Origin of the sequence: Bradyrhizobium genosp. SA-4 str. CB756, assembly GCF_000473125.1 — a bacterium.
Classification (GTDB): Bacteria; Pseudomonadota; Alphaproteobacteria; order Rhizobiales; family Xanthobacteraceae; genus Bradyrhizobium; species Bradyrhizobium arachidis.
The window spans coordinates 5,639,981-5,664,505 of the sequence record NZ_KI421499.1 but is presented as its reverse complement, the minus strand read 5'-3'; the positions used below and the strand labels follow the sequence as shown (position 1 = coordinate 5,664,505).

General features: G+C 58.9%; 25 protein-coding genes. 12 read left to right on the top strand and 13 right to left on the bottom strand.

Going from position 1 to position 24,525, the window contains the following annotated elements; all coding sequences use genetic code 11:
- Positions 1 to 7: 7 nt before the first annotated feature.
- The 5 genes from BRAGE_RS0127570 (at position 8) to BRAGE_RS51745 (ending at position 4,608) form a co-directional block, all read left to right on the top strand.
- On the top strand, positions 8 to 757 hold the full coding sequence (locus BRAGE_RS0127570) for a hypothetical protein (protein ID WP_027562162.1): 750 nt from the start codon (positions 8 to 10) through the stop codon (positions 755 to 757).
- Positions 758 to 771: 14 nt separating this feature from the next.
- Positions 772 to 1,284, top strand: coding sequence for a hypothetical protein (locus BRAGE_RS51750; protein ID WP_051378063.1), 513 nt, complete (start codon positions 772 to 774; stop codon positions 1,282 to 1,284).
- Positions 1,285 to 1,399: 115 nt separating this feature from the next.
- On the top strand, positions 1,400 to 2,401 hold the full coding sequence (locus BRAGE_RS0127560) for an ABC transporter substrate-binding protein (protein ID WP_159073951.1): 1,002 nt from the start codon (positions 1,400 to 1,402) through the stop codon (positions 2,399 to 2,401).
- Between the two features lie 95 nt (positions 2,402 to 2,496).
- Positions 2,497 to 3,840, top strand: a complete 1,344-nt coding sequence (locus BRAGE_RS0127555; RefSeq protein WP_159073950.1) for an O-antigen ligase family protein — start codon at positions 2,497 to 2,499, stop codon at positions 3,838 to 3,840.
- 87 nt (positions 3,841 to 3,927) lie between these two features.
- Positions 3,928 to 4,608, top strand: coding sequence for a hypothetical protein (locus tag BRAGE_RS51745; RefSeq protein WP_051378058.1), 681 nt, complete (start codon positions 3,928 to 3,930; stop codon positions 4,606 to 4,608).
- 96 nt (positions 4,609 to 4,704) lie between these two features.
- Here the strand turns inward: BRAGE_RS51745 and BRAGE_RS0127545 are convergent, their stop codons facing one another.
- Together BRAGE_RS0127545 and BRAGE_RS0127540 are read right to left on the bottom strand one after the other, a co-directional pair.
- Positions 4,705 to 5,706 (bottom strand): hypothetical protein, encoded by a 1,002-nt coding sequence (locus tag BRAGE_RS0127545; protein WP_027562159.1) that lies wholly within the window; start codon positions 5,704 to 5,706, stop codon positions 4,705 to 4,707.
- A gap of 83 nt (positions 5,707 to 5,789) precedes the next feature.
- Positions 5,790 to 7,064: an O-antigen ligase family protein gene (locus tag BRAGE_RS0127540; RefSeq protein ID WP_027562158.1), complete on the bottom strand. Its 1,275-nt coding sequence runs from the start codon at positions 7,062 to 7,064 to the stop codon at positions 5,790 to 5,792.
- Positions 7,065 to 7,317: 253 nt separating this feature from the next.
- Here BRAGE_RS0127540 and BRAGE_RS0127535 point away from each other — a divergent pair, with 253 nt between their 5' ends.
- Positions 7,318 to 9,180 carry an acyltransferase family protein gene (locus BRAGE_RS0127535; RefSeq protein WP_027562157.1) on the top strand — a complete coding sequence of 621 codons (1,863 nt, stop codon included), beginning with the start codon at positions 7,318 to 7,320 and terminating at the stop codon, positions 9,178 to 9,180.
- 226 nt (positions 9,181 to 9,406) lie between these two features.
- Entirely contained in the window at positions 9,407 to 10,714 is a 1,308-nt protein-coding gene (locus BRAGE_RS0127530) for an oligosaccharide flippase family protein (protein WP_051378057.1), read from the top strand.
- A gap of 140 nt (positions 10,715 to 10,854) precedes the next feature.
- Here BRAGE_RS0127530 and BRAGE_RS49325 read toward each other — a convergent pair whose 3' ends face one another.
- The 8 genes from BRAGE_RS49325 to BRAGE_RS49320 all read right to left on the bottom strand — a co-directional run bounded on the left by BRAGE_RS49325 (position 10,855) and on the right by BRAGE_RS49320 (position 19,287).
- A complete protein-coding gene (locus BRAGE_RS49325; RefSeq protein WP_063617210.1) occupies positions 10,855 to 11,937 on the bottom strand; it encodes an acyltransferase family protein in 1,083 nt (360 codons plus the stop codon).
- Between the two features lie 203 nt (positions 11,938 to 12,140).
- Positions 12,141 to 13,232, bottom strand: a complete 1,092-nt coding sequence (locus BRAGE_RS0127520; RefSeq protein WP_027562155.1) for an acyltransferase family protein — start codon at positions 13,230 to 13,232, stop codon at positions 12,141 to 12,143.
- A 68-nt stretch (positions 13,233 to 13,300) separates the two neighbouring features.
- The gene (locus BRAGE_RS0127515; RefSeq protein ID WP_027562154.1) at positions 13,301 to 14,317 is read right to left on the bottom strand and encodes a glycosyltransferase family 4 protein; all 1,017 of its coding nucleotides are present in this window, start codon (positions 14,315 to 14,317) and stop codon (positions 13,301 to 13,303) included.
- Between the two features lie 41 nt (positions 14,318 to 14,358).
- Positions 14,359 to 15,258 (bottom strand): glucose-1-phosphate thymidylyltransferase RfbA, encoded by a 900-nt coding sequence (gene rfbA / locus BRAGE_RS0127510; RefSeq protein ID WP_027562153.1) that lies wholly within the window; start codon positions 15,256 to 15,258, stop codon positions 14,359 to 14,361.
- A 36-nt stretch (positions 15,259 to 15,294) separates the two neighbouring features.
- Positions 15,295 to 16,137, bottom strand: a complete 843-nt coding sequence (locus BRAGE_RS0127505) for an NAD-dependent epimerase/dehydratase family protein (protein ID WP_027562152.1) — start codon at positions 16,135 to 16,137, stop codon at positions 15,295 to 15,297.
- A 33-nt stretch (positions 16,138 to 16,170) separates the two neighbouring features.
- A complete protein-coding gene (gene rfbC, locus BRAGE_RS0127500; protein WP_027562151.1) occupies positions 16,171 to 16,728 on the bottom strand; it encodes a dTDP-4-dehydrorhamnose 3,5-epimerase in 558 nt (185 codons plus the stop codon).
- Between the two features lie 24 nt (positions 16,729 to 16,752).
- A complete protein-coding gene (gene rfbB / locus BRAGE_RS0127495) occupies positions 16,753 to 17,859 on the bottom strand; it encodes a dTDP-glucose 4,6-dehydratase (protein WP_051378052.1) in 1,107 nt (368 codons plus the stop codon).
- A 363-nt stretch (positions 17,860 to 18,222) separates the two neighbouring features.
- A complete protein-coding gene (locus tag BRAGE_RS49320; protein ID WP_159073949.1) occupies positions 18,223 to 19,287 on the bottom strand; it encodes an acyltransferase family protein in 1,065 nt (354 codons plus the stop codon).
- Positions 19,288 to 19,552: 265 nt separating this feature from the next.
- Between BRAGE_RS49320 and BRAGE_RS49315 the strand changes: the two genes are divergently transcribed.
- The gene (locus tag BRAGE_RS49315) at positions 19,553 to 19,921 is read left to right on the top strand and encodes a hypothetical protein (RefSeq protein WP_051378048.1); all 369 of its coding nucleotides are present in this window, start codon (positions 19,553 to 19,555) and stop codon (positions 19,919 to 19,921) included.
- A gap of 79 nt (positions 19,922 to 20,000) precedes the next feature.
- Here BRAGE_RS49315 and BRAGE_RS0127480 read toward each other — a convergent pair whose 3' ends face one another.
- Entirely contained in the window at positions 20,001 to 20,240 is a 240-nt protein-coding gene (locus BRAGE_RS0127480; RefSeq protein WP_231164289.1) for a hypothetical protein, read from the bottom strand.
- 77 nt (positions 20,241 to 20,317) lie between these two features.
- Positions 20,318 to 21,469, bottom strand: a complete 1,152-nt coding sequence (locus BRAGE_RS0127475) for a hypothetical protein (RefSeq protein ID WP_027562148.1) — start codon at positions 21,467 to 21,469, stop codon at positions 20,318 to 20,320.
- Positions 21,470 to 21,636: 167 nt separating this feature from the next.
- On the opposite strand from BRAGE_RS0127475, the gene BRAGE_RS0127470 reads away from it, so the two are divergent.
- Complete coding sequence (locus BRAGE_RS0127470) at positions 21,637 to 21,897, top strand: hypothetical protein (protein ID WP_051378046.1); 261 nt, start codon at positions 21,637 to 21,639, stop codon at positions 21,895 to 21,897.
- Positions 21,898 to 21,970: 73 nt separating this feature from the next.
- Here BRAGE_RS0127470 and BRAGE_RS53065 read toward each other — a convergent pair whose 3' ends face one another.
- Positions 21,971 to 22,213, bottom strand: a complete 243-nt coding sequence (locus BRAGE_RS53065; RefSeq protein ID WP_231164290.1) for a hypothetical protein — start codon at positions 22,211 to 22,213, stop codon at positions 21,971 to 21,973.
- 207 nt (positions 22,214 to 22,420) lie between these two features.
- Between BRAGE_RS53065 and BRAGE_RS0127460 the strand changes: the two genes are divergently transcribed.
- From BRAGE_RS0127460 to BRAGE_RS57610, 3 genes are all read left to right on the top strand, one after another.
- A complete protein-coding gene (locus tag BRAGE_RS0127460) occupies positions 22,421 to 22,828 on the top strand; it encodes an Ig-like domain-containing protein (RefSeq protein ID WP_108914563.1) in 408 nt (135 codons plus the stop codon).
- A 704-nt stretch (positions 22,829 to 23,532) separates the two neighbouring features.
- Entirely contained in the window at positions 23,533 to 24,237 is a 705-nt protein-coding gene (locus BRAGE_RS0127455) for a GDSL-type esterase/lipase family protein (RefSeq protein WP_027562145.1), read from the top strand.
- A 193-nt stretch (positions 24,238 to 24,430) separates the two neighbouring features.
- Positions 24,431 to 24,525 (top strand): NAD-binding protein (locus BRAGE_RS57610; RefSeq protein ID WP_156950918.1); only part of this gene is annotated, 95 nt, incomplete at its 3' end.

Here is a 24,525-nt window from a genome sequence, read left to right as displayed (position 1 = left end):
AGGATCGTTGCGCCTGCTGCTCACCGTTAGGCTGCTTGCGACCTGTGCTTGTTTCCTGGCGGGGGGGTGGGGTGTGTTCTTCCTCATCCACCCTGATCGCGAGACGCGGCTGAATGGATTCGCTACGCGAATTCTGGCTTCGGATCGCTTCGATCGGCTTGAAGCATTGCTGCCCGAACTGAAAACCGCCGAACTGCGGGTCCCTTGCAACCCAATTGAGCTCCGCAGCGACGTGATCATCCGTACCCGTCTATACGAGGAGGCGGTGGCCGCGGCTGACCCGAAGCGGGCAGATCAACAGCTCATGGGAGCGCGCGAAGCACTCGACGAGACGATTGCATGTGCTCCGACCGAGGGCTTCCTCTGGTTCATTCGGTATTGGATACGGATCAACCAGGGAGCTCCGGCCGGACCGGAGCTTGCCAGCCTTGCGATGTCGTACCGGCTGGCCCCGGTTGAGGGATGGATAGCCGTCCGTCGAAACGTCTATTCCCTTGCGGTTTATGAGCTGTTGGCAGAAGATCAAAAGCGTGCCGTCCGCGCCGAATTTGCCACATTGGTTAACTCGGGTCTGCTCGCCACCGCCGTGCGTAACGTTTTGGGGGCGGGCTGGCCTATCCGCGATAAATTGCTGTCGGAGCTGGAGTGGACGGATCCGACCATGCGATATCAATTTGCGCGCATGGCTCGCGCTGAAGGCGCGGATCTTGCGGTGCCCGGAGTGAAGTTGCGTGATCCATTGGGACGGCAGCAATAGTTTGGAACAGATGGATGCGCGCGGTCATGCCTGAGAAGATGATGGCCCGAGCCATCGGACCGATCCTCTCCCGGGCCGGTCGCGCGAACTGCTTGCGCGAGATCTTGCCGGTATTCGTGTTAGGCACGATCTGCGTCGTGGGCGGGCCAGCATTCGGACAGGCAAGTCTTGCCAATCAACCTCTGTCCGACGAAACGGTCGGCGGCTCCGGCAAGTTCGCGACGAGTTCTCCGCTGACGCAGCCCAAGAGTTTCACGGTCTCGCGTCCCCGCGCCCTCGATCCGACCGGTAAGCCATGTCTCACCGTATCGTCGACGTCCGAAAGTCAGACGCTCAACAAGAACGTCTTCAATCATATCCTCATTCTCGACAATCACTGCGGCAAGCAGATCCGGATTCGGGCCTGCTACTACAAGACTGATAGCTGCACGACGATGTCGGTTGGTGGTTATCGTCGTCAGCAACACATCCTCGGAATCTTCTCGTACTCCGATTTTCAGTATTCATTTCGCGAATATGCCAACTAGGCCCCACGGGAGATCAAGGCGGGACGGGTCGCGGCGTGCCCACGGCAGGCCATCAGGATCCGTCTCCAGGCGATTGTTTCCGCGCGCGATGTTGCTGGGCGGGCTCGTCGGAGTCATGTCCTTGATTGCGGCCTCTCTCTTGGTCAGAGAATGGTCGCCGATCGCAATCAAGGAAGGTAAGTCCGCTTCGCAAGCGCTGATCATCAAGTGGAACGGTCCTCTAACCGAGGCTGCCGCCGGCGTCGTGCTCGGTGTCAACGATGGCGTTTTTCAGAAGGCTGGGTTGTCTTCACGCCTCGAGGTCGGTGTTGACGACGACGACGTGGTGAAGGCCGTAGCTGCTAGCGATCGTATCATCGGGCATGTTTCCGCGATGGCATTTCTGCGGGCGCGCGCCGCAGGTATGCCGGTTGTCGCGATCGCCGGCTCCTATGTTGCGAGCTCAATCCGCCTGTTCGCGCTCGACACGACCGACTTGCAGACCCCGTCGGATCTGGTTGGCAAGACTCTGGCTTACAGGGCGTCGAGCGAGGTCGGGTTTGTCGTCGAAGCGCTCATCAGCCGAAATGCTGTGCAACGCAGCCTGGTCAGGGCGACCGAAGCCACCGGCACGGTGGAACAGCTCATGGCTGGTGCCATCGACGTGCTGGCTGGCTACCTGGAAGTTGAGGGCGCGGAGTTGCGCCGGCTCAAGGTACCCTATCGTGTACTCGATCCAGGTGCCTTCAAGATCCACATTCCGGGGACGGTCTACATCGCCTCGACGCAGATGCTCGCAACGTCGTCCAGTTCGGCCGAAACCTTCGTCTCCGCACTTCTTGCATCCTGGGCGCGAGCCGATCTCGATCCCCGTCGAACGGCTGCGCTCGTCGCGGCGGCGATTGGGCGCGCAGCGACGCCAGAACGCTCGATGACCATGCTTGAGCAGCAGCGCGATTTGATCAGGCCCTTTGGGGCGAGGATGGCCGAGCTCGATCTGGCGCGATGGCAGGAGTTCCAGAGACTCCTGCTGCAACAGCGCGTGATCTCAGACCCGGTAGATCTGCGCGCGGCCATCGACTTCTCGCTCGTGCCGGACGTTTATCGTAGGCAGTCGCGGTCGGTTCAGGCCGATTAGCGATGTCTGGACGGTCGCAAATACGCGCTGAGCGGCAAGCGGCTGCAGCTGAAGAGCAGACGGCTGCCGCAATCGAAATACCCCTCAGCGAAAGATTGGCAACCTACGCTCTCGGGCTCGTGATCGCTGCGGTGCCGCTGATCTTTGGCTCGGTACAAAACAACGTGCTGGCGGTTTGGGTTACCTTGCTGGCGGCAATAGCCTTGCATTGCGTGTGGCGCCATGTCTGTGGCCTCGCCGTGCTTGCGGGATTCGCTGTTGTGATCTGCTGCTGGTTGCTGGTGGTCACGTTGCAGCTCATCCGGCTGCCGCCGTCTCTTGCTGCGCTCGCCCATCCGATCTGGCGTGAAAGTTCGGCGCTGCTCGGCACCGAGCCGACCGCTCGTATCAGCGCTGTACGCGATCTGCCGAGCATTGCGGCCGGAGCGCAGATCGCCAATACGCTCGCGCTGTTCTGCGGGATCTGCCTCGGCCGGAGCAGGTGGTCTGCGGCCTTGCTCCTCGAGATATTCGCCTGGTCCGGCCTCTTCTATGCAGTGTATGGAATTGTCAGCTTTCTTGCTGCGCCTGATCATGTGCTCTGGCTCGAGAAGGTGGCCTATCGCAACGTCCTGACGACGACTTTCATCAACGCCAACACGGCTGCTGTGTATCTGGGGGCAAGCGCTTTGGCGTGGCTGCTGCTTTGCGCGCGGAGCCTGAGGCTTCGCGAGGTCTCGCGACGTCACATCATCAGGGCCTTGTTCGAACGTCCATCGCGTCGAACGTTGATCTGCTCCGTCGCTTTCTTCTTGACGCTCTCAGCCAGCTTCATGACGGGGTCGCGGCTCGGCACCAGCACCACGCTTCTCGTCGTCGCCGGCGGCGCGCTTTCGTACTACCGTGTCTGGGTGCGCAGCTGGCGGGCGGCGGCGATGGCCGTTGTGGCCATCGTCGGCGCCGCTGTCCTGCTAAGTTCGGTCTTGGGCGGGTCCGTCAACGCTCGGTTCGATACGGGAGGGCTTTCCGGCGGCGGACGGGCGGAGGCCTACAGATCGACGCTCGAGATCATCCGGGAGTATCCACTCCTCGGGACCGGCCTCGGCACATTCAGGTGGGTTTTCCCGGAATATCGCAGCCGCGAGGTTCCTATCGGAGGGGTATGGGATCGCGCCCACAGCACCCCGCTCGAGCTCGCAGCCGAAATGGGCCTGCCGTTCGCCGGCCTGATCGCCGCCGTGTGGGCCGCTGTGATGGTCGCTCTGGCGCGCGCCATGGTCCGGCGCCGGCGCGACCGCGTATTTCCTGTGATGGCTTTTTGGGCCGGAGCGCTCGGGCTGCTCCATTCGCTCTTGGACTTTTCCCTGCAAATTCCAGGATTTTCCATAAGTATCATGGTGTTACTCGGAATCGGACTGGCCCAGTCATCCGGAGCGAGCGACCGATTGTCTGTTCCATGATCTCTGGACGGAACGATCGAAATGTGCTATCAATGTCAATAGGTTATTAATAATTGCGGCAAGCGCCGTTTGACAGTTTGGTGTCCAATGACAATCGCAACGTTTCTTGGGGATTTTCGTATTGGTTTGAGGGGGGTGACGTCAGCGGTGTTCCTGCTGGCGCTGGTCGGAGGGGCTCAGCAAGCCTCCGCGGCTTGCAGTCCGGGCGCCGCGTCCCCTCAAAAGATTGCCGATTTCAGTGCAAATCCTTCGTCGCTTTTGGGAACCGCCGGTTCGTCGCGCTCGCCTGGAGATGTGACGGCTGATGTCCGGGATCTCGTCATCAGCGACCCGGCCATGTTGCCCTTGGTCATCGGCCTCTTGAAGACGGATCCGCTTCCGAGTTCCGACCTGCAGAAGGCCATCGGGACGGGACTCGGGCTGGCGGCGAACCAGTGCATTCGTCCCGACCCCAACTTTGCCAGCGACATCCAAACGCAGATCGTCGGCACGAACTCGGCCGATGCCAAGCAGCAATACGCAGCCATTACCGGGAACCAGCTGATCGGTAGCGTTGGCGGCGGCGCGGGTGGCTTCTCCGGTGGTGCCAGCGGTGGCCAAACGAGCCCATTGACCAATCAGTTCGGCGGATCGAGCACCTTGCAGACTTTCCTCGCAAACAGCGTCACCAACCCGACCACCAACTTTTTCAGTGGTGGTACCACGGGCCTGAGCGTGTCGACGACGATCAACACCACAACGACGAGCGTAAGCAGCTCGACCCCCTAGATGGCGCGCTTTCGGCTGTGAGCGCACTGCTGGTCGCCGGTCGGGCAACCGGCAGCCGGTTAGACTTGGTCATTACGTCGGATGCCCGACCTGGCTTTAGCGTCGGATTTCCGGGTTTTTGGACGGAGTTCCCAAGCCGATCGTCGCGGAGATTCGTCCGACGCGTTTCTCTAGGGAGCTTCGAAGCCATCGCAGGCGCCGGGCGGCCCTTTGCCTCGCCAGCGCGACCAATGTCGATGCTTTGAGATGCATCGGAATGGCGGCGACAGCACAATTTCGCTCGAGCGCGATCCGCGCATAGTAATATTCCGGCAAGAAACGGTAGTCGCCGGCGAAATGGCAGATTGCCGGAGTGACAAGACCCTCCGCCCTCATGAAGCTGCACTGGCCTTGCGTCGGATCGATCGTCAGCTTCCCGCGCAGGCTCACGGGGGTCCGCATCAAGCGGCCCTGATCGTCGTATCCTGAGATGCCGTGCTGCGCCATCGCAAGGGCGTAGGCCGGCTCGTCGCCCGGGCCTGTTGAATCGAATGCCTTCAGCCCGTAACTGGCAGGATCATTCTGGATGCGCCGCGCGGATTCGAAAACCCTCGCGCTCAGAGCCGACTTTCGGAAAAAGTAGACACCGCCGTTGAACTTGGGGAGAGATGGCAACTCGAGGCGATGCATCAGGCCCGGGAGATCCAGGAAGTACTCGTCCGCGTCACCCGCCCGAAGATGTCGTTGTACGACCGGGCTGAAGTCGAAGCCGCGGACCTCGTTCAGCTCGTGCTCGAACGGCCGCGCGGCAATGCAATCGGCGTCAATGAACAGCGTCTCCTCGAAAGGCGAATACTGGTCGATGTACATCTTCTGGCGCACGCCACGCCCCAGCGATTGCCGCGCCGGAATGAGGTGGTCGTAAACTCCGGCAAGCCTTCCGCTTTGATCATCCGTTACGACGGCAATCGGATATGCAGGCATGTTCGCCTTCAGCGAAAGGCCGAGGTAATAGGCCTGGTCGATGTAATCCCGCGCGCCGATCGCCAGGGTCAGAAATCCCGCGGACGATCTCCCTGTAGGTTTTGCAAGGTCTCCTCCAGCAGGCAGGGAGTTCATGGTTGTTCCGCGTTGATTGGATTGCAGGGTTTATCAGGAGAGATACACGATGGTGTCTTCGGTGCGATGACCGAAGATCCCGTCTATCTCGGCTGCACGGCAGCTAAGGTGGGAGATGGCACTTCCGCAAGCGGAGAGTGCTGTGCCGGCGTCGGCTTTAGAACCCCAAATCGCAGCGCGAAATCCGCTCCGAATATCGCCCACGCGTACCAATTGTATGACAGGTAATAGGGCAGGTTATCCGAATAGCTGATGATCAGGTTGACGGTGGCGAAGCCGATGATGATGTAGGCCGGGCGGATTGCACGACGCCGATAGACGAAAACCGCGACAATGACGCCTGCGTAAAGCAGCACGTAACCCGCCAACCCCACTAGTCCGAGCTCGTAAATCGTCTGGATATAGGCGCTATGTGCCTCGATGGCATGATTGGCCAAAGGAAAGAAGCGCTCGGCGTTCTTTCCTAGTGTGCCCAGACCCTTGCCAAGTAGGCGAGCATCCTCCGAATCCGCCAACGCGCGTCCCCAGAGCAGCTGACGCCACCCGTAGGAGTTGACGACCACATAGCCGCCTTGGATGTCCTCGAAGGTGATGGTCGGCTCGGCCCCGATGCCTTCAAAACGTTCAGAAACAACAGGCACCAGCAAGATCAGCGGAGCCAGCGGCAGGACCACGAGCAACTTCCGATCCACGCCGATGGCGTAGATGACGATGAAGACAGCCATCGCCAGCCAAGCCGACCGGGTTTGGGTCGCCATCAACAACCCGAATAGCACGAAAAGGTACGAGAACAGGGACGCGCGCCATAGAACCGGGATACGGCGGTGAAGCACCAGATTGTAATACAAGATCGCACATATGACGGCGATCAAATAAAAGGCGAAGACGTTCGGGTGAGAGAACGTCGATTGTATCCGTCCGCTCGCAAGTCCGCCGGCGGCCAGCTCATAGAAGGCCACCGCAGTGGGAACGACAGATGAGTAGATGATGCAAAGCATCAGATTTGCGACATCCTCTTTCGTTCTGAGGAGGATGAACGCTGCGAGGAATATTGCGGGGAATGTGAGCGTGCTCATCAACAGCTTTGCGCTGTCGCCGAGGGCAGACGTGTAACCCAACGACAAGAACGCGATGATGAGGTAAGGCGCCCAGATCAACAGGGGGACTCGAGCAGATCTCGCCCGGGAACTGTAAAGCACTGCCACAGCTGCGATGGAAAGTGCTGCAAGGTTGAACAGCGCGCCGAGCGAGAAGCCGCCCTCGTCGCCGCCACTCGTTCTGCCGATGAGTCCGATCACGATTTCGGCGCTGGTACGGGTGGCTATGAGCCAAAAGAGCGCCACTCTTGCGAGGTTCATCTATTCGTCGCCGATCCGGGGTAAATGGCAGGTCGAAATTCGCGTTCACTTTATCCGATTGGCCCTGTCGGTGCCAGCGCTCGAGGACCGACGGCCGTGCCTCTCTGCATTAATCTTAGCACCTCCATGCCCGTCATTTCGGCTTCCGCGCATAGGGAAACAACGGCATCATTTGTAATTGTTCCGAAACCATTCCACGGAAATGACAACTTTTGTCCACACAAGAGACCTGCGTATTTCTTCCCGGAATCTTATGCAGTACCGCGCTGACATCGATGGCCTGAGAGCTGTCGCAGTTCTTCCTGTTCTTTTCTTTCACGCAGGGGTTCCCTATTTCTCGGGAGGCTTCGTCGGGGTCGACGTTTTCTTCGTCATCTCCGGCTACGTCATCACCAAGGGGCTTCGCGCGGAAATAGAATCCGGTCATTTCTCAATCGCCGGCTTTTATGAGCGCAGATTTCGAAGAATATTTCCTGCCCTGGTGGCCACGCTCTGCCTCACTTTTGCGGCAGCACTTTTTCTCCTGCTGCCGCAAGAACTGGTCGATTTATCCAATAGCCTGATCGCTTCGGTCCTCTCAGTCTCGAATATCTATTTTTGGCGTAGCTCCAGCTATTTCGATGCGTCGTCACTGTTTCGGCCGCTTCTCCATACCTGGTCGCTGTCCGTCGAAGAGCAATTTTACATCCTCATGCCGCTGTCGATGGCGGCGAGCAGGTACTTCTTCGAGCGGACGTGGCGTTATCTGTTCTGGCCGGTCCTTCTGCTCTCGTTGTTGCTGAGCATCTCGGCGACCTACACCGCGCCTACTGCGAACTTCTACCTCTTGCCGACCCGCGCCTGGGAAATTCTGCTCGGGGCAATGCTGGTGCTTACGCCGCCTCCGAGGCCGGCCCCGTGGTTGGCTGAACTGTTGGCAGCCGCGGGCCTCGCGCTGATCGGCTTCTGCGTCTTCTCCTACAGTGACGCGACACCCTTTCCCGGCGTGTCCGCACTGCTTCCATGCATCGGAAGCTTTCTCGTCATATTCGCCGGAGCCGATAACGCAACGCGGGTTGGCCGAATCTTGAGTGTCCGGCCATTGGTGCTGGTTGGCCTGATCTCTTATTCACTCTACCTCGTTCATTGGCCGATCACGGTCATGATGCGATACTATCTGTTGCAGAACCCCCAGGCGCTCCAGGTCCTGTTCATCATCGTAGCCAGCTTCGTCCTGGCCATTCTCTCCTGGAGGTTCATCGAAACGCCGTTCAGGCGGGGCGGAGCCGCGATGACGCGAAAGGCGGTTTTTGCGTCTTGGGGCACTGCCGTCGCGTTCCTGGTTATCCTGGGGTCCGTCGGTACGTTGTCCGCAGGATTTCCCGCGAGATTTCCGGACATGCAGGTGGCAGCCGCGGCCGGTCCCGGGCTGTGGCGAAATGGAGTTTGTTTTCTGGACGGATCGCAGACCTTCGATAAGTGGGATGCGAAGAAGTGCGCGTTGACCCACGGATACAGCGAGAACGTGCTGCTCTGGGGTGACTCGTTCGCCGCGCACTACGTCCCCGGCATCATCGCCTACGGCACGCAGTTGAATGCGAACATCTATCAATATACTGCGGCCGGCTGTCCTCCCGTTCTCAAGTATTACTCCTACAAGCTTCCGAACTGCCAAGCCTTCAACGCCCATGCCCTGGAGATCATCAAGCAACTCGGCATCAGGAAGGTCATCCTGAGTGCGCGGTGGGGGCTTCTGACCACCCGCGGCGGTTTCGACCTCCGCGACACCATTCGACAGATCGAGGCCGCCGGCGCCGACGTCTTCGTTTTTGGCCAGTCGCCAGAATTCGGGATCGATACACGAGCGCTGGCCGTCAGGCTGAAGGAGCGGTCGGACTGGTACGCCGCCAACTACGACGAAGCCCTGGAGCAAAAAATCAGGCTACAATCAGAAGGAGCCCACTATATCTCGCCCTTCGATCTCCTGTGTGAAAAGACCCTTTGCTCCTTTAAGACGAGCGCGGGACTGCTCTATATCGACTACGGTCACTTCTCGGAGAAGGGTAGCCTGGCGGCAGTCAAGTCCATCTTTCCGCTGATATCGGGTGTCGAGGCAAGGACCTCGGAGGCGCATTGACGCTTGGCTCGAGGCGACGATATCCGCCTTTCGGCCTCCAATTCGATGTGCTAGTCAGCGCTGTCTTCATCGCAAATGGCCAGCGCCGGACCGCTTCATTTGCGGCAATCTACATCTCGACCGGGCCAGAAACGGAGGGGGCGGCGTTGAACTATCGTCGCTTCGCAGGCTCTGACTTGGGCCGTCTTTCCGTGACGACAGCCTCTCTCGCTAGAACAAGCCCAGCATGTCGCCAATCGACCTGATCCGCAGTTACTGGGGCCGTCCACTGGTGCGCAGCATTGCTGTGGTGCTCACTGGTACGGCCGCGGCCCAGGTGATTACTGTCGCTGCGTCGCCGATCCTTAGCCGGTTGTTCGACCCGGCAGCTTTCGGCGCGCTCGGGACGTTCATGGCGATCGTCGTGCTTGTCAACGCGGTTGCGACGCTGACCTATTCCGCGGCAATCGTGCTGCCGTCTCACGATGATGATGCTCAGGCGCTCGTCTGGGTAAGCCTCCTGTCGTCGTTTGCCGTTGCCGCCGCGCTTTTGCTCGGCGTTGGTCTGTATCTGGCGTGGCTGGATCGGGTGGAGACCACACAATTTCTCTTGTTTGTGTTGCCGCTTCAGGTGGTCTTTGAAGCCCTGCTACAGGCGGCGCAGCAATGGATGCTCCGAAAGAAGCGATACGCCACATCGGCCAGGGTCATCATCGCCCAGGCGATCGTCGTGAGCCTTTCAAAAGTGCTGGTCGGCGTATTTTGGCCTACGGCTTTCGCGTTGATCCTGGTGTCGATGCTCGCGAGCCCATTCAGCTCGGTCGTGTTCCTGCTCTGGCTGAATGTCGGTGGTGAGCGCTGGCCGGCATGGGTCTCCGTGCAGCGGACGCGGCTCATGGCGCGCAGATATGTCGACTTCCCGCTGTTCAGGGCGCCGCAGACGCTGGTCAGCGCGGTATCCCAGAGCAGTCCGCTTCTGCTGCTGGCGGTCTTCCACGGCCACGTCGCCGCAGGCTTTTTCTCCTTGTGCAATTCCGCATTGGGAGCTCCCGCGTGGCTGCTCGCAAAGACGATCAACGACATCTTCTTTCCGCGGCTGGCAGAGCTCGCAAATCATGGCCAGGAGACGCGTCCACTGCTGCTCAAGGCGACCGGTGCGCTGTGCGCGATCACGGCGTTGCCCTTCGGGATTCTGATCCTCTTCGGCCCGCAGATCTTCGGCCTGGTCTTCGGTGCCAAATGGACCGAAGCGGGTACTTACAGCCAGTTCCTGTCCTTCGTGTTTCTGACCGCGATCATCACGAGACCCGCCTTTGCGGCTGCATCGGTCTATCGCGTCCAGCCCGCGTACCTGGTCTATGAGATCCTGAGCATCATCGTGAGGCTCGGCGCCCTCTCGATCAACGTCTTCGTCAAGACCGACCCGATCGTGCCGGTTGCGCTCTTCAGCTTGGCCGGCTCGTTGGCCAACATCGGCTTCCTCGGCTATATCCTCGGCGTGGCGACGAAGTTCGATCGCAAGCTCAAGCTGGAGAAACAGGCGAGCCACGCCTGAGCGCCGCGACGGCTTCGAGCCTGCTGAGCTCGTCGCCGTCAGGCTCTAGAGCATGATCCGGAAAAGTGCGCAGCGGTTTTCCGAAAAGATCATGCTCAAACAATAACCTCGATGACGATTCATCCTGATCTTATCGCGCTTTAGGCCGAGGCCTTGGCCCGTTTCATCGACATGAGCAGCGCGATCCTGGAGCGAAGCGCCAGAGCGGGAGCCTCGATCGTATGCCATGACGCGGCGCTGATGCCGATCGTTAGCGGCGTAGCGATCGCAATGATGCCCAGCGGTGAAATGCCGTTGAAGAAGTAGGCTACGAGCTGCTCGATCGGGAAAGCGTAGATGTAGATTCCGTAGGAATAGTCGCCGAGGTTATTGAAGGGATAGAGCACCTTGAGCGACCGAAAACCTATGTAGAACGTGCAGAAGGCGACGGAGAACAGGATCATCTCACGGTAGAATGGCGTGTTGGCCGACAACACCGTGCACACGAGGAGCGCTGCGCAGATCGTGAAGTTGAGCGGCAGCCGATCCCGGTAAGCATAGAACAGCATTCCGATGACGAAAGCCGGGGTGAGATCCAGCAGGTGAGACAGGAAATTGATGGCGCCTTTGCTTACCCAGTCAGGAAAGAGACCTGCCATCAGCATCAGCTTTGCTACGACATACAGGACTAGGTAGGTCGCAAAGAAAGTGGCACGCGCGGTCTTGTTCTGGAGAATGCCGAGCACGGCCAGAAACGAGACCATCACATAGCAGAGGACTTCATAAAAGAGTGTCCAGAGCGAGGCGTTCACCAGTTGGGGGAACGGGTTGCCGTCAAATACGCCGGGCAGCTCATATTGCACCCAGGCAAGTGACAATCCTGATGGAATGTAGGCATAAGTTCGAATGCTCGAGAAATAGCCGCCGACGCTCAGCACAGATACGCCTGCGCCAAGTAGCATTGTCGACAGAAGCGCCACGAGCAATCCGGGGTAAATTCTTAGAAAACGCGCAGTCCAAAAATCAAACGGGCCCGCACTTCTAAGTGCACTCTGCGCAATGAAGTAACCCGATACGCTGAAGAACACGAGCACTGCGAGGGTTCCGAGCCCTCCTCGCATACCAAGTTCCGACTCGAACGGCTGTACCGTCTTTGCTCCCCAAGCGATCGGATATGCATGTGACACAAGCACCGCGAAGGCGGCGACTGCACGAATGAAGTTGAAGTTGTTGTTTCGATGCATCCAGGACAACCCACATCTTCCGCAAGGCGTCGCCTTGCGAAATCCTGTGATGCGTTCTCGAATGTATCCAGAAACTTGAGCGTTTTAGGGCAGTCGTTCGTAACGATGAGAGAATTTTCCCGGCGTGCGGATGCGATCACCGCTGCTCGACCCGTTCCAGCTAACGGCTGTAGAGCGCGTGCCCGGAATTTTGATGGGCGCTCTCAGTCCGGTTGGGTCGAGATTTCAGGGCGTCTGATTGCGATCCCCAAGGCGACCTTTGAGCGGAGCAACAGGGCGGGCGCTTCAATCGTATGCCAGGAAGCAGCGCTTATCGCGATTGTAATCGGCGTGGAGATTGCGACGACTGTCAGTGCCGATATGTTGCCGAACAGATGGGCAACGAGCTGCTCAATCGGAAAGGCATAGATGTAGATGCCATACGAATAATCCCCCAAGTTATTGAAGGGATACAGCACCTGCAGCGATCGAAAGCCTATGTAGAAGGTACAAAATGCCGCTGAAAATAGCAGCATCTCACGATGGAAAGGTAAGTTCGTTGAAAGCGCCGTTCCGAGTACAAAGACGACGCAAATGATAGCGTTCAAGGGAAGTTGGTCGCGATAGACATAGAACAGCATTCCGATGACGAACGCCGGGGTCAATTCAAGAAGGTGGTTCAGGAAATTGTTTGCGGCAGGGCTGACCCAAGCTGGTGTAAGGCCAGTAAGCACCATCGTCTTTGCCGCGACATATGCGACCAAATACAAGACGAAGAAGCCGACACGCGCTTTGCTATGTTGCAGAATGCCGAGAGTGGCCAGCACGGAGACCATCACATAGCAAAGTACCTCATAGAAAAGCGTCCACAGTGATCCGTTTACGACTTGAGGAAAGGGATTGCCGCTAAAGACGCCCGGGAGGCTGTATTGTATCCAGAGAAGCGATAACCCTGCTGGCAGATACGTATACGTTTCGCGGCTGGAGAAGTATTCGGAGTTGCTCAGTGTGGATACACCGGCGGCAAGCAGCACAGTCAACGATAGCGAAACGAACAACCCAGGATAAATTCTCAGAAATCGCGCTACCCAAAAGTCGAAGGAACTTTTGCTTCTAAGCGCGCTCTGGGTGATAAAGTAGCCCGAGACGATGAAAAAGATTATGACCGCAAACCGACCCAAGCCACCGGTTAGTTGCAGCAGGTCTTCGAGAGGTTGGATCGTACGTCCACCCCAGGCAATTGGATATGCATGCGAAACCAGAACCGCGAACGCTGCAACGGCACGGATGAGGTTGAAATTGTTGTGTCGATGCATCCGGTCGTACTCATTTCTTCTCTTCGAGAGAGGCTGGTTTTCACCAGCCCCTGCATCATCCCGATCTGTTAGGTAGCCGCGAATCCCTTAAGTACCTGGCACATTTTCGGGGCGACGGCCCTGAAGGTCGCCGAATTCTCGACGCTTGTTCTTGCCGCGCTTCCGAGCCTCAGGCGAAGATCTTCATCGTTCCATAGTTTTGCGATGGCGTTGCGCAGGCCCTCGATGTCGCCCGGCTCGACCAGGAGCCCGGTCTCGCCGTCCTCGATATAGTCCACCGTCCCCGGCGCGCGCGTCACGACCACCGGCCGTCCGAACATCATGGTCTCGAGGAAGCTGACCTGACCGGAGGCGGCCTCGACTTCCTTGAGTGGAATCACGATGAGATCGGCGGCGCGGCTCAGCTTATGGCATTCCTCAAGCGGCAGGCCGCTCCTGTGTTCGATGAAAGGCGGCAGTTGCACGTTTTCCATGGCCTTGGGGCCGGAGACGATGATGGTACGGTATCCGAGCGGGGTGAGTGCCTTCACCAGGCCGTCGTAGTCGCGGTTGGCCGTTCCCAGCGCCAACACGAAGCGATCCGCGTTGCCGGTGACCGGCGGCAATGCCTTCATTTCCACCGAGAGAGGAACGTAAATGAATTTGTCCCGCGGCAGCCGCAGCCATTTCGAATAGATATCGATCTCGGCCGTCGAATGAACGACGAAGATGTCGATGGCGCGCGAAGCAAAACGGGCGAGCACGCCCTTAGCTCCGTCGTAGGTCGATCCGAGATTGAAGCACCATGCGACGATCGGCACCTTCGAAAAGGTGAGGCGCTTGATCAGCGCGAGGCAGATCGGCAGTTGAGGAAAGCTCGTGAGATAGCCGAATTGCTCGTCGGGTTTCGAAGGCGTCTTGAACCACGCTCGAACGGCATGACGCGCATAGTCGATCCACTCGCGCAAGCCGGACAGGCGGCGAGATCGATCATGATCATAGTCGGACGGGATCACCTCGAAGGTCAGACTTGGATCGGAGATGTAGGAAGGTATCCAGCCCGTCGTGGTCGAGGGGCTGAAGGGCGTCAATACCTTCCAGTGCATCGCTGGCCTAAGCGGGAGCTGATTGGGGGCTGAAGCATCGCTCAAGAAAGATAGTCCTCTTTCGGCATTGCGCAGACGCGCAACAGATATTGTCCATAGGCGCTCTTGGCGATCGGTTCGGCCAGGCGCCGCAGTTGATCGGGCGAGATCCAGCCGGAGCGATAGGCAATCTCCTCGGGACAGCAGATCTTGTAGCCTTGGCGTTTTTCGAGCACGCGGACGAACTCGGCCGCCTCGAGCATGTTGTCCGGCGTTCCGGTATCGAGCCAGGCAAAGCCGCGCCCCATTCTCTCGACGCGGAGCTGTTTCCGTTCGAGGTAGGCGCGGTTGACGTCGGTGATCTCGAGCTCGCCTCGCTTCGAGGGCTTCAGATTCGCGGCGATATCGACGACTTCCCGGTCGTAGAAATAGAGCCCGGTCACCGCCCAGTTCGATCGTGGTTCGCGCGGCTTCTCCTCGATCGATACGGCCACGTTGCGCTGGTCGAATTCCACCACGCCGTAGGCCTGAGGATCGCTGACGTGATAGGCGAAAATCGTCGCTCCATCGACCTGGCGGTTGGCCCGGCGCAGCACCGGAACCAGATCGTGGCCGTAGAAGAGATTGTCTCCCAGGACGAGTGCAGACGATTGGCCGGCGACGAAGTCGGCGCCGATGATGTAGGCCTGCGCAAGTCCGTCCGGGCTCGGCTGTTCGGCATAGCTGAACGACATTCCCCATTTCTCGCCGTCGCCCAGCAGCTGCCGGAATCTCGGCAGGTCGCTCGGCGTAGAGATGATCAGGACGTCGCGAATTCCGGCCAGCATCAGGACCGATAGCGGGTAGTAGATCAACGGTTTGTCGTAGATCGGCAAGAGCTGCTTCGACGCCGAGATCGTCATCGGATGCAGGCGCGTGCCGCTGCCGCCCGCGAGAACGATGCCTTTGGTAATCGCAGTCATCTCATGATCCTTTCGTGACCCGTCGATCGCGAGATCTCAATTCTTCTGTCCTGGTGCCGCAGCGAGGGCCGCCGCCAGCTTGGTCACGTCGCCCCAGACTGCCGGTGAATCGTACGGACGCATCGGAAACTTGCCCCATTGCAGCTCGATATCGAGGTTGTTGTCGGAAACGAATTTCGTGACCCGTGTTCGCAGGGACGTCGGTGTGCCCGAGCAGCAGTTGATCACTCCCGTGACCTCCGTCTGCGACGACACTTTGGCGATCTGTCCTGCGAGCTCCGCTACGTCGATGAAATCGCAAAGCAGCTCACCGCTGTTGAGCGGGAACGTCTTCTGGCCTTCTTCGGCTGCCTTCAGGAGTTTGGCAAAGATCGAATTGTTCCGGCGATCGTCTCCGGTGATGTAATAGCACCGCAGCCACTGGCTCACGGCGCCATGCTGGGTGCAGAGCCAGTCCTGGAGTTGGCGCAGATAGTTCTTGGCCATGCCATAGGGGTGGCGCGGCGACGCCGGCGTCGCCTCGGTGACGGCCCCGACGTGAAAGCCGATCTCGTGCACGGTCCCGGCGGTGACAAGATGCTTCAGGCCGCCGCGAAGCATTGTTTCCATGAACCGGTAATGCTTGTCGACATTGGCGAAATGCGCAGGATTTGCGTGATCGAAGCCGAATTCCCAGGCGAGATGAATGCAAACATCCGGGCTTCCGAGACGGCGGTACAGATCGGGATCGCTATCGAAGATGTCAGCCGCGAGGTGTCCGGAAGTGCCACCGCCAGATGGATGCCGCCCTATCGAGACGACCTCATGACCCGCCTTTCGCAAGGCCGGCACGACGTGCGATCCAACATATCCACCACCGCCGGTGACTGCGACCTTCATACCGTATCTGTCCCTCTTAACTCAGGCCGCCAGTCAATCGAAATAAGTCGGCAGCGCCTTCAGCTGTGGCCAGCGGGTATCTTTCTCTGCGAGCAGAGACTTGTCCCGTGGCACCTGCCAATCGATCGCGAGATCCGGATCATCCCAGGCAAGGCCACGCTCGTCCTTCGGAGACCAGTAAGCGGTTACTTTGTAGAGAACCACCGTGTCGGGTTCCAGCGTGCAATAGCCGTGGGCAAAGCCGGCCGGAACCAGAAGCTGTTTGCCGTTTTCGGCCGAAAGCACTTCCGAGACCCACTTTCCATAAGTGGGCGACGAGCGCCGCAAGTCGACTGCGACGTCAACCACGCTCCCGTGCAATACGCGCAGCAATTTGTCTTGTGCCGTGGGGGGCGTCTGGAAATGGAGACCACGGATGGTGCCTGTCTCCTTCGAGAAGGCCTGATTGTCCTGAACGAAATTCAGGGTGATGCCGTGCTCGAAAAATCGCTGCTGGTTGTACGTCTCGCTGAAGAGCCCGCGGACATCGCCGAATGATTTTGGCGTAATGACCTTGACGGCCTCGATGGCGGTAGGAACGACGTTGAGCATGGTAAATCCTGGACGCTGAAGAACCTAGACTGCGAGGCCAAGTCGCTCGCCTCGATAGGTGCCTGTCCTCACGCGTTCCCACCATGTCTTGTTGTCGAGATACCATTGCACGGTTTGGCGCAATCCGCTCTCAAAACTGTGCCTTGGTTTCCAGCCCAGCTCTCGCGCTATCTTCGCAGCGTCGATCGCATAGCGTGCATCGTGGCCCGGGCGGTCCGCCACAAAGGTGATCAGCCGTTCGCGTGGGCCGATCGACGGATTGGGGGCGAGCTCATCGACCAATGCGCAGATCGCCCTGACAACATCGATATTTGTGGCCTCATTGTGACCGCCGATATTGTAGCACTGTCCCGTGACGCCTTTGTGAGCAACAAGCAGGAGTGCTTCCGCGTGGTCATCCACATGAAGCCAGTCGCGGATGTTTTCACCCTTGCCGTAGACCGGGAGCGGCTTGCCCTCCAGTGCATTGATGATCGTCAGCGGAATCAGCTTTTCGGGAAAGTGGTAGGGGCCGTAATTGTTGGAGCAGTTGGTGATCACGACTGGCAGGCCGTAGGTATGGTGCCAGGCGCGAACTAGGTGATCGGATGCGGCCTTGGACGCGGAATAGGGGGAGTTCGGCTGATAGGCCGTCTCTTCGCTGAAGTAGCCGGTGGCTCCCAGCGATCCAAAAACCTCGTCGGTCGAGATGTGATGGAAGCGAAAGCCGTCCTTGCGTTGCGGCGGCAGCTTCCGCCAGTACTCCAGGGCCGCCTGAAGCAGTGCAAAGGTGCCGACGACGTTGGTTTGAATGAACTCGCCGGGTCCGTCGATTGAGCGGTCGACGTGACTTTCAGCCGCAAGATGCATGACAACGTCCGGTGCGAACGCCGTCACAATTCGTCGCATGGCCGCAGCATCGGCGATGTCGGCTTGCTCGAAGCGGTACCGCGGATTCGCGGAAACCGGCCGAAGCGAATCCAGATTGCCCGCGTAGGTGAGCTTGTCGACGACGAGGACGTCACTCGACGTGGTCTCGATGAGGCGACGCACGACGGCCGAGCCGATGAAGCCTGCTCCGCCGGTTACGAGAAACCTCTTCGGATCGCATTGCGAAGCCAACGTCGAGTCCTTAGCCACGAACAGTTCCATTCTTGGTTTCAGCAGATAGTCAGCGAATGACTAAAAGTCCTTGTGGGCCTCTCTGTGGCGAGTGCCCAAGAATTCTTCATCGTGCTCAAAATTCGGACTGAAATTCCAAGATGAAGATAGATTAGCGAATTATGCGTGAAGTCTATTGTCTTCGTAAAATCCGAGCAAGTCATTTTTCCCCGCATAGCTAATATGACAAAATTCTGTAGTTCTTCGCGAATTCGAGCTTCGATGTTCGTGAGCAGCAGGTGCCTCGGAGCTGCCGGCCGTTGGCAAGGTTAATCCGCAGAATTCGCCTACACGCCAACGGCCAATAGATCGCGTAGCGTAGCCGGCCCCATTATCGAGAGCTCCCACTAAGCGTCAGCTTGAGCTGCTCCGCTGAAGTGGGGTGTCCATCTTCGCTTTGGGCTTGGACAATCCGGCGAGTAGCTGCGACATCGGCCTTTCGATCGTCGAGTACACGATCAGCCCGCCGACGAGCGCAATTGCGGTGCCGATCGTGCCATAGAACAGCGCGATCTCGCTGAAGCCGTGAACGATGCCGGCCCGTTTCGCGACCAGGTTGAACATCAGGAAGAAGATGATGTGCGACAGGTAGATCGAGTAGGACGCATCGCCGAGCAGCAATCCAGCGCGGCTCGGGCTTTTCTGGGCATCGGGTTCGAAGCTCAACGCCGCTGCGACGACAAGCGCGGCCGGCAGACCCCAAATGATCGCTCGTGTGAGCAGGCTTTCCGGGGTGTGCCAGGCGGACCACACGATCACTGCGCTCGCAAGAAAAATGAGCGTAGCTGCCAAGGATCTTGGGGGAATAAGTTTGGCTTCGTAGAGCCTCCCGATCACGCAGCCAGCGATGAATTCGAGCAGGAGCGGGCTAGTGTACGCGAATGACATGCCGTTTCTAAAATCGAACAGCAGGCCGATGGCAACCAAAGCGGCGAGGCACAAGACGACGGCCTTGAGTTGCGTCGACCTTGGCAGGGTCAGCGTAACGGCAAAGACGCAATAGAAGAACATTTCGTACATCAGCGTCCAACCGAGGAAGTAGAATGCTGAAATGCGCTGGCTCAAATGCTCCTCGAACCACGGAATGAAGAACAGCGACCTGACGACATCCAGCGGCGCAATCGGATTGTGCTTACTGGCCAATATGACCAAGAGGTAGACCAGGGTGAAGATCCAATAGAGGGGAACGATCCGGATCAGGCGGTGCCAGATGAATTCCGTCGGTCCGATCTGCCTGCGTCCAGTTGTCGTCCACATGATGAAGCCGCTGATCACGAAGAACAGATCGACCCCTGCTTCCCCGATTGATGCAGGTTGCTTCAATCCCGTCTCGAAATAGGCCGGGCCTATGAAATGGTGAACGACAACGGCGCTGGCTGCTATCGCGCGCAAATATTGAATAGTGACTATGCGGTGCACTACTGCTCCTGGGCCGCTGGGTAGCTTCGAGGCGGTGGGCTCGTATCTAGATATCACTGGATATCTGTGGGCCTCAACATGGCAAGCTGAAGACAGTCGGCCGCTTATGCCTATCTTGTCATCAATGCAGGACGATTGGGGCGGTTGGCCCCGGGTCGCGAAAGGCTGCGAGCGGGCGCTGCAAGCAGGACAGGATCATTGGTCCCGGTGTAAAGGATGCTGATCGGCTGCGAGGCCGTCCGGATTTTCGGCAACGAGGTGTGTTGTGACCAAATTCATGTTCCGATCGCTTGCTCTTCTCGCGGGGCTCTCGCCCGCGGCGGCACTGGCCGGAGGAACGTGTCTCCTGCATCCGGAGCCATTCAAGCTTCAATCGGACACGGTTCGCTGGTCGTTCAAGATCGCTTCGGGCGGGCAATGCATCCAGGGCTTGCGATGGTCGACGATCATGATCGATCACATCGCCATCACGGAGATGCCCAAATCAGGGCAGATCATCATCCAGGGACCTTCGTTCCGCTACTTGTCCAATCAGGGTGCTCGCGGAAGCGACTCGTTCAAGCTGAGCATCACGGGATCGTCGATGCGGATTTCGGGCAATTCGTCGATCGAGGTCGAAGTCAGCGCGGAGTAGGCTTGCCGCTGTATTGCGATGGTGCGCTCGACCGTGATGATTTTCGCTTGCTTCGAAGTGCGGTCCCGCCACTGCATGCTCAGCGCGGCGGATTGGTCAGCCCACTGTTGTTGTTGTTGATATTGGGATTCGCCGAGACCGCCGGCGGCACGCCTTGCCCAATGGGATTTTGGAACGGATTGTTGCTCGGTTGGGTTGCGACCGGCCTGCGCGCGGATTGTGGCTTGCCCCTCTGCCCCTGCTGCGTGCCCTGAGCCTCTGCCGCTGTAGCGGTGCCGAGCATTGCTATGACGAGAGCCGTGAGCAGGGACGAACGCATTGTTGCCTCCATCAATCCGACGCGGGTTAACCGACAGCTCCAACCTAGCTAGGCGTTGAGTTGCGGATTGGAAGACGTCAGGGCTTCTTGCAATCGGTATAGAGAACCCCCGTGGTCAGGACCACACGCTCGATGCAATGCCGCGCATCGGTGATCTCTCCTGGAATCGTGAAATCGTAGGCTTGCCCCCTGAGGATCAGGGCGTAGCGACCCGGCGCCAATTCGAGCTCGGGATCCTCACTATGCAGCTCGTACATCTCGGGCGCATTTGGGATTGGTGATGAACGGAACGGGAACGAAACATTCCTGATCACCCAGGTCGCCTCGCTGTCATCCGGCCTCTTTCCGGCGGCCTCGGCGGAAAATTCCCGGGAGACCCTGGCCAGGATGCGAACCTCGGCCCGATCGGCTGCATTCGCCGAGGAATCGCGGCGGAACACGACGAATTTCGGGTGTCCATTCGGTAACACCGTCGGGCTCGGTGCCTTGAGCGCGGCCGAGACCGCAACGCGAATATCTGGTGCCTTGCCGGGGAGGAGCGGCAGCTCCATGAGACGGTTGTCGGCGACCGCGTAGATGCCGTAGTCCGTCGGCCGCAATGGATCGGGCTTCGCCGGGGGAGGCGTCGGCGCAGGTGCGCTCACGGGCTGGACCGGGGGCGAGGCTGTTGCTGTTTCCTGAGGAGGGAGAACCCGGCCGAAGTTTTGTGCGAGGTGCCACAGCCGCTCACGTTGCTGGACGGCGAGCACAACGCCGCCGACGATGAGAAGCATCGCGGCAGTTCGCCGCATCAGCGCAAACTGCGGGCTTCGGCCGCGACCTGCCGCGTGTTGCGGTCCGACGCGCCAGGCTGGCTCCGGCGGCGTCGGCTGCCCTGCCGCGGCGTGAGCGGCAATAGGGCCTGGCAGCTGATCCGGCCGCGCCGGAGCCTCTTCGGGCCGTACCTTGGTCGGGGAGGGCGCAATGAGCGGCTGCTGCTGCGAGAAGTGTTCAACGCCCCGGATTGCGGTCTCGAGCGCCTGCTGCGCGCGCTTGATATCCTTGGCATCCGCATGAGTGAACTGCTCCAGCAGTTTGTAGCGGGCAAGGTCGTAGATGGCCTGACGCAAATGCTCGGGGTTTTTGTCCACCGTCTCGATCATGCGGGCGATGACGAGCGCGAATTGGATCTCAGTAGGAGCCTGGTCCGGCCGCTCGGGATCGCTTGGTATCAGATCGCCCGCGGTCATCGCCTGGGTGGCATTCTTGAGTGCATGACAGTCACATTAAACCAATCCGCCTGCGACGAATACGGCATTTTCGGCTGTATCGGCGCCATGCATCTCGACTAGAGTGGCTGGATGCGGCGGATCGCGTGGTCCGGTCGCGAGACAAGCTGTCGTGCAGGAAAATCGCCATGTTCGCAAACTGGAAATCGCCCTTGATGCTGCTGGCCGTGACGTGTCTTGCGGTCGGTGCCGTTCCGGGGCACGCATCCGCGCTCACGGCCGAGCTTGCACGAAAATGCAGCGCGTTGACGGCCAAGCAGTTTCCGCCGCGCGAGCCCGGCAACCCGGCCGCCGGCAGTGCAAAAGGGTCAGGGCGTGTTCAGCACGACTATTTCAACAAATGTGTCGCCAGCAACGGCAATGTGGATGCTGGAGCGCCGCCCAAGTGAGCCCCGTCCAAGTGAACACCGTCCAAGTGAACGCCGCCCAACTGATTCCGCAGTTGGGCCTGTCGCAGGCACGTTAGGACTGGCGTTGTGCGGATGAGGAAGGTGTCTCTGGAGCAGGAATATTGCCTTCCTTCTCCATACAGTTCCTGAAAAAGGCTTGGCGATCACCGCTCATCCGCACCGACCCGGGGCGCTGATACGGATAAGCGATGTAGGAATAATGCATGCACTTGCGGGCCACCTCGGCGCTTGGAGCGGCGGCCGCGGTCGGAACGAGCGTACAGGCCAGCATGACGAGGTTGATTGTGATCTTCAAGTTCGTCTCGCCTCGTGGGAGGACAGGTGGTTCGGACGAAACAGCCGACGCAACTATATAACCGTTCGGTTTTCGGTCTTGCCAGTGTCGTCTTGCAACCTGCTGACGGGATTTTAGCTTCACATTTACCAACGCGGGCCCTTTGCGGCCGGGGCTTACCGAACGTTAGCCCGAGTTGGCGCATCGTCCTCGAAAAGGATGGCGCCAATGAAAACGCTCGTTTTTCCCGCTCTCGTCGTGCCGATGATCAGCGCTCTTCTGAGCGGCCAAGCCAACGCAACGCCAAATTGCCTGCGAGATCATCAGCCCTACAAGCTCGCCGGCGACAGTATCGACTGGTCGATGACGATCAAGCCCGGCGCCAACTGCATTCAGGGACTTCGCTGGTCGACCATGCAAATCTTCAGCGTGTCCGTCGCGGAGCAGCCGAAGGGGGGCGAACTCACATTGGTCGGTCCCGGATTTCGCTATTTCGCCAACTCGGACTTCAAGGGTAGCGACAGTTTTGCGCTGGTGGTGGTGGGAAAGAATCGCCACGACGAGGGGCGGTCGGTCATTCACATCAAGGTCAGCGCCTCAAACGAGGGGCTCGTCGCCAATCTGACGGGCTATTGAACTGAGGCTTGCCGGCCCGTCGACCTGGCGTTAGCGGTGAGAGTGCTCCTAGGCCTAAGGAGCTCCCGTTGACGCGAGCGAATACGAGCCAGATCCGGCGCTGATAGCCTCGCATGAAGACCATTCCAAGCAAAGCAAACGTAGCGAAGTGCTCGAACTGGGCGCTGGCTAGCGTCGAACGCGGCCCGATAGGCGACAGCTTGGTGTAGGCGACACAGGCGAGAAAAAGCAGCTTGCGAGCCTGCCTAGTTTTTCGGCTTCGGAACTCGAACAAACTTCATCTCATTGTGGCAGAGTCGCTCTTCTGGAGCGATGAGCCCGTTCGCGGCTGTCCTGGTCGAGAATTGTTGTAACAATTCGACGAACAGCGCAGGCGACGCGCAAGGAACGGGCCCGTCTCGACCGAGTTGTGCAATTGCATAGCAATGCGGTGGCGAAAATGCGCCGTTGGACCGAGGAAGAGATCTCGCGGTTGAGGATGCTGGCGCAGAAGCGGCGTGCATCTCAAATCGCAATTGAACTCGGGCGGTCAACCGGTGAAGTCCATCGTAAAGCCCGCGAGCTCGGCCTGTCTCTCCGCCTCGAATCTCAGACCAAGCGTCCTGGCCCTTGATGGAGAAGGCCGCATTGCCGGCATTGTTATCCCTTTAAAGCGAAAAGATCGTGGGTTACCGTGAGCAACGTTTGAGCTCAACGTCATCCCAATGAAACGCGGCGCCCGACACATTCTCATTGCGCTGGCCGCCTTCGCTCTCGGAGCGATCTGCCAGGAGAGATTCTATCTCATACGGTCGACGCAGACGCTCGCAAGAGGAATTGTCGGCGACCCGTTGCGGCGCTGGTTTCCCCGAACCGCTCCGCGGCCGCGCAATACGCTCTTTGAGACTTTCCATCCACATGCAGACGTTGTCATGATTGGCGACAGCCTCATCGAGGCGGCGGAATGGCACGAGATGTTTCCCGGTACGAGCATAGCGAACCGCGGTATCAGTGGCGATCGCACGGATGACATTCTCCAGCGCATGGACGCCATTCTCGCCGTTGGAGCACAGCGTGCCTTTGTCATGGTGGGATTTAACGACTTCGCGTTCAATCAGCCGGTCGCGGTTTCTTTTGAGAACTATCGAAAGATAGTCGATCGACTCACAGAGCAGAAAGTCGATGTCTATATCCAGTCCACGCTCGAATGCTCGAGGGCAGTGTGCGGCGGGATACTTGATGACATTCGGGCTCTCAACGAGCTGCTCCGCGCCCATGCCGACAAGAACGGACTGACATTCATCGACTTGAACAAATCACTGTCGTCTGCGGAGACAGGTCTCATCAAGCAGTATACCTATGACGGAATTCACTTGCTCGGCCTGGGCTACCTACAGTGGAGAAGGGCTATCGAGCCGTACGTTCGGTGAGAAGCGCGCCACTGTGCGATTATCTATGTCGAAACTTGGACGAGTGCTCGCTGTTCGTTCAAAAGTTCGGAGAGCGAGTAAGGTTTATTCGGACTACTCCAAAACCTGCCCCATTGTTGGGCGTGCGAGCAGATAAAGAAGTGTACTAGGATGTTCAGCGGAACATCTATCCTCAAAGGAGCTAGGGTTTTTCATGCGAATCGCGATGATCGGCACGGGTTATGTGGGACTGGTATCCGGGGCCTGCTTTGCGGATTTCGGTCACGACGTCACTTGCGTCGACAAGGA